This is a genomic window from Sulfurovum sp. bin170 (assembly GCF_010892395.1).
Classification (GTDB): Bacteria; Campylobacterota; Campylobacteria; order Campylobacterales; family Sulfurovaceae; genus UBA1140.
This window is the reverse complement of the sequence record NZ_JAACKB010000087.1, coordinates 1-4,257: the sequence shown is the minus strand read 5'-3', so window position 1 is coordinate 4,257 and position 4,257 is coordinate 1. Positions and strand designations below refer to the sequence as shown.

General features: G+C 33.3%; 5 protein-coding genes. All 5 read left to right on the top strand.

Annotated elements, in window-relative coordinates:
* The coding region (locus GSY74_RS02075; protein WP_223157432.1) for a VWA domain-containing protein at positions 1–973 on the top strand (973 nt) is incomplete at its 5' end.
* 10 nt (positions 974–983) lie between these two features.
* Positions 984–1,502, top strand: coding sequence for an outer membrane beta-barrel protein (locus tag GSY74_RS02070; protein ID WP_164663458.1), 519 nt, complete (start codon positions 984–986; stop codon positions 1,500–1,502).
* Between the two features lie 17 nt (positions 1,503–1,519).
* Positions 1,520–2,581, top strand: a complete 1,062-nt coding sequence (locus GSY74_RS02065) for an OmpA family protein (RefSeq protein ID WP_164663457.1) — start codon at positions 1,520–1,522, stop codon at positions 2,579–2,581.
* An 11-nt stretch (positions 2,582–2,592) separates the two neighbouring features.
* Positions 2,593–3,489 carry an OmpA family protein gene (locus tag GSY74_RS02060; protein ID WP_164663456.1) on the top strand — a complete coding sequence of 299 codons (897 nt, stop codon included), beginning with the start codon at positions 2,593–2,595 and terminating at the stop codon, positions 3,487–3,489.
* A partial coding sequence (locus GSY74_RS02055) for a caspase family protein (protein WP_164663455.1) occupies positions 3,486–4,257 on the top strand: 772 nt, incomplete at its 3' end. The genes GSY74_RS02060 and GSY74_RS02055, both read left to right, overlap by 4 nt.

Genomic DNA, 4,257 nt, shown 5'->3' with positions numbered 1-4,257 from the left:
TATAGCCTCTATAATCAACACTCAAAATATAATTGACAATAGTTTAGTGATATCTTCAAAAACAGATTTATTTGAAACAAGTACAGAAACCGAGCAAAAAACATCTGATTTCTTATTTGTTGTTGATGATAGTGGAAGTATGAGGAATTATCAGGATGCTATATCTCAAGCATCAAAAGATTTTGCCAATGCTATTACCAATGCAGGTATAGGTTTTAGAATAGCTATTATTACAACCAGTTGTGGAATTGATATTACTACTTATTGTAGTGATTATTATGACTACTATGGTTCTTATAATGATTATGAATCTGCATCAAGGCTTCTTAATAGTACTGGAATTATTGAAAATAATATAGAGCTATTTAAAGAAAAAGTAGTTGTGGGTACAGAAGGTTCACATATAGAGGCAGGTATCTATAATTCTGAAAGAGTTCTACAATCTAAAGCTTTTGGTGATAGTAGTGACGGATTATTAACGCAGTTGGGTATGCCTTATGATAAAGATACTTCACTCTCTATTATTATGTTGTCTGATGAACCCAATGAGTATAATCAGAGAGCTGGTAAAAATTTTGATATAGATAATAATCTTTTTGTAGAGAGAGGTTATAGAGTATATTCTATTGTAAACAGTGATGAGTTTTTATTGAATAAATATGAAAAGACTGGTCAATATGATGATTTAGCTACAAAAACAGGTGGTTTAATAGCAGATATAAGAAATACATCAAGTTATAGCATGATTATGAATAATATAGCCCAAAATGCTACGGGTGATGTAGGGTATAAGCTTAAAAATAAAAATATTATAGAGTCCACCATCTATGTTACAATCAATGGTAATGAGATAACGCATAACAGTAACAATGGTTGGAAATATGTTGAGTCATATAATAGTATTCTGTTTTATGGAACAGCTCTTCCTAAAGATGGGGATAAGATTAAAGTAAGCTACTGGTATGCAAAATAAAGGATTTATCATGAAAAAAATTTTATCAACAGTAACGATAATAGCAATCTTCTCATCAGCAGTAATAGCACATGATGACGAGATAGGAGGTATCTATATAGGAGGTGGCATATCACTAGAGTCACCTCTTTGGTATGATAGTGGTGTGGCAGGAGCATTAAATATCGGTCTGCCACTCATAAGGCTTGGCAGAGGCGTTCTGACAACAGAAGCTGCACTAACCCACTCTATAAGCTCACCATCAAGAAACAATATAGACTTTACAGCCACAACTTTTGCAGGGTATATTGGCTATATTTATGATGTTGCACCTAGATTTTATATCAAACCAAGAGTTGGAGCAGTCTATAGAAGCTACTCAATAGATGGTGGTATTTGGGGAAGTGATACAAATAGTGGTTATGGTTTAGCATTCGGATTAGGTGGAGGATTTAGGCTTATTGAGCGAACTGACCTCTATTTGAACTACACAATGCTTGATGGTTCAGACTTGACTCACCTCACCGTGGGTTTTCAGTACCAATTTTAATTGGCAAAGGAGAGATGATGTTTACAAAAAGAGTAGTGCAAGGGGTTTTTATCTCCTTGTTGATTGGTGGTTGTTCGGTAAAAGAGCTTCCAAAAGAGAGTAGTGAGGATAAACCTGTAGTTCTGTTTATCTTGGATAGTTCAGAGAGTATGAAGACTCTTGAAGATGGAAAATCAAAGATGTATAATGCCAAAAAATCTGTTTTTGAGACCGTTAAAAAAATGGACAAAGAGAAGTTTAATACCGCTCTAATCACTTATGATAATGTGCGAAGATGTAGAGCCAAAGCTGAAGTAGAATTAGGGAATCCCACAAATATATTGAATCGGATAGAGGATATTGAAGCTTGGGGTGTTTCACCTTTGGCTGATGCTATTAGACTTAGTAATGAGATGTTGAGCCGTTCAGAAAAAAAGATGGTTATCTTGCTAAGTGATGGAAAAGATAACTGTGGAGGAAATCCAGTTGAAGAGGCGAAAAAGCTCTATAAAAAATATGGAGTCAAAGTAAATCTACAGGTTATCGGTTATGCTGTAGAAGAGAAAAAGAAGGAGGAGTTACGGAAGATAGCAACTATTAGTAAAGATTGGATGTATCATGACACGATAAACATTGGTAGTGTTGAAAAAGTTGTTGAAAAAATAATACAAAATATACAACCAGAACAACAGATGGTAAATACTAATAGAGTTGAGGATAGACCCTCTTTTATAAAAACGGATGGAATAACAGAGTATGTTGATATAGAAGTAAGCAATTTTATTTTTCAATTTGATACAGCTTCAAATAATCTAAATATTACCTATCTCAATAAAATAGAGGAGTTAAATAATTATCTAAAAAATAATAATAAACGAATCTTACTTATAGGACATGCCGATTCAAGAGGTACAGAGAGTTTTAATCAAAAATTATCAGTTAGCAGAGCTAAAGCTATCAAATCTAAACTTATAGAACTAGGAATTGAGTCTAACAAAATTGAGATTAAAGGAGATGGAGAGATGAATCCAATCGCTCCAAATGATACAAATGAGGGTCAAAGAGAGAATCGACGCGTTGAGATTCAAATTTTGGATTAGGAGAATAGTTGATGAGCAGATTATCATTAATAATGGTATTAATCTTTATGCTAAATTCATGTAGTAGTACCAAAAGTCAAAATATAAAGAAAATTGAGGTAGTTGATGTTAAAAAAAATATCTCATATAAGACCGATAGTTGTGAAGATTTAAGAGCTTTTGTAGATAATCATAACTTTGATAAAGAGGCTCTAACAAAACTCCATAACAACTGCCCAAATCAAAAGAGTAAAGTAGCTCTTTTGATTGCAAAGGGTGATAAGTATGAAAAAAATAGAGATAGTTTAGGTGCATCAAAAAGTTACCAAAAGGCTCTATCTTTGATTGACAAAAATAAGTTTGAGATGTTTGAACAGTATCGTTTTTATCTAAAAAATCAGATAAAGAGACACTCTCAACAGAGTAATCAAGTGATTAAAATTGCTAAAACAGACAGTTCTGTTATTAGTAGTGATAGGCTAGAGGGATATATTATGCCAAGAGTCAAAGGTGAGACTAGAGATGCAATGATGGGAGAGTTTAGTACCATCAAAGGTATTCCTCTAAATTTTAATTCAGGAAGTTCACAGATAGAAGATGGAGTAAATCTTACCCAAGCCAAAGAGATAGGAAAACTACTATCCAAAAAAGATTATACCAACAGGGTAGTCTACATCACAGGCTACACAGACACAAGAGGAGACAATCAATCTAATCAAGAGCTATCAATCCAAAGAGCCAATGGATTAAAGAGTTATCTGGTTTCTAACTTTGGTCTAAAAGAGAACAATATAAGAGCAGAGGGGTATGGTGAGAGTTTTCCAATATGTAGATTTGGAGAGAAGCAAAAAGTGGATAGGGAGTATAGCTGTAGTGGGAAGGAAGATTATTCCAAAAGCCGAAGAGTAACTTTGGAGTATGGAGAATGAAAAATATAATTCATTTTTGTAGGGTGGAGCTTTTAAGCCCACCGTTAAATTTTATAAAATCTCTTTTTGGTGGGCATAAATGCACCACCCTACTTATAATACCATTGATGGTTATAGTAGGTTGTACTCCAAACCCAACTGTTAAAAAGAGAGAAGTTTCTAAACCAAAAGTTGATTATGTAAATAACAACCCAAGAAGTGATGCTTTGGTTATCGGTGTTGGGGAGTATAAAAATAGAATACGACCTCTACATGGAGTAGAGAAAGATTTGAAAAATATCAAGAAACTTCTTAGACATCTGAATATCAATAACATAACCACTCTCTCTGATAGTGAGGCAACTTTGAGTGGTGTTAGAGAAGCATTTGATGGTTATATCAGAAGTGATAAAAACCGTTTTGGAAATACCTTTCTATTTTATTACTCTGGTCATGGAGTTCAAGTAGTTGATAAAAGTGGTGATGAAGATGATAAAAAAGATGAGGCAACTGCTCTTTATGATATTGATTTAGATGATAAAGATTTTATAACGGATGGTATCTTATTGGATGATGAATTATACTCTATGCTCGGCAAGATAAAATCGAAAAAAATTCTGATTTTTGATAAGTGTCATAGTGGCTCTTCTCATAGAGGATATAATCCTTATATAAAAGCCGTTGAGGGTGAGTATAAAGTTTTGCCGAAATTTTTAGAGAGAATAAAAAATAGAAGTGAAGTCAAAAACGATTTAAAAGATTTTGTAATTTTTTCGGCAACCAAAGATG

Bases quoted from the DNA above. Each gene is read 5' to 3' on its own strand.
- GSY74_RS02060 (WP_164663456.1), top strand. From the start codon at position 2,593: ATGAGCAGATTATCATTAATAATGGTATTAATCTTTATGCTAAATTCA.
- GSY74_RS02070 (WP_164663458.1), top strand. From the start codon at position 984: ATGAAAAAAATTTTATCAACAGTAACGATAATAGCAATCTTCTCATCA.
- GSY74_RS02065 (WP_164663457.1), top strand. From the start codon at position 1,520: ATGTTTACAAAAAGAGTAGTGCAAGGGGTTTTTATCTCCTTGTTGATT.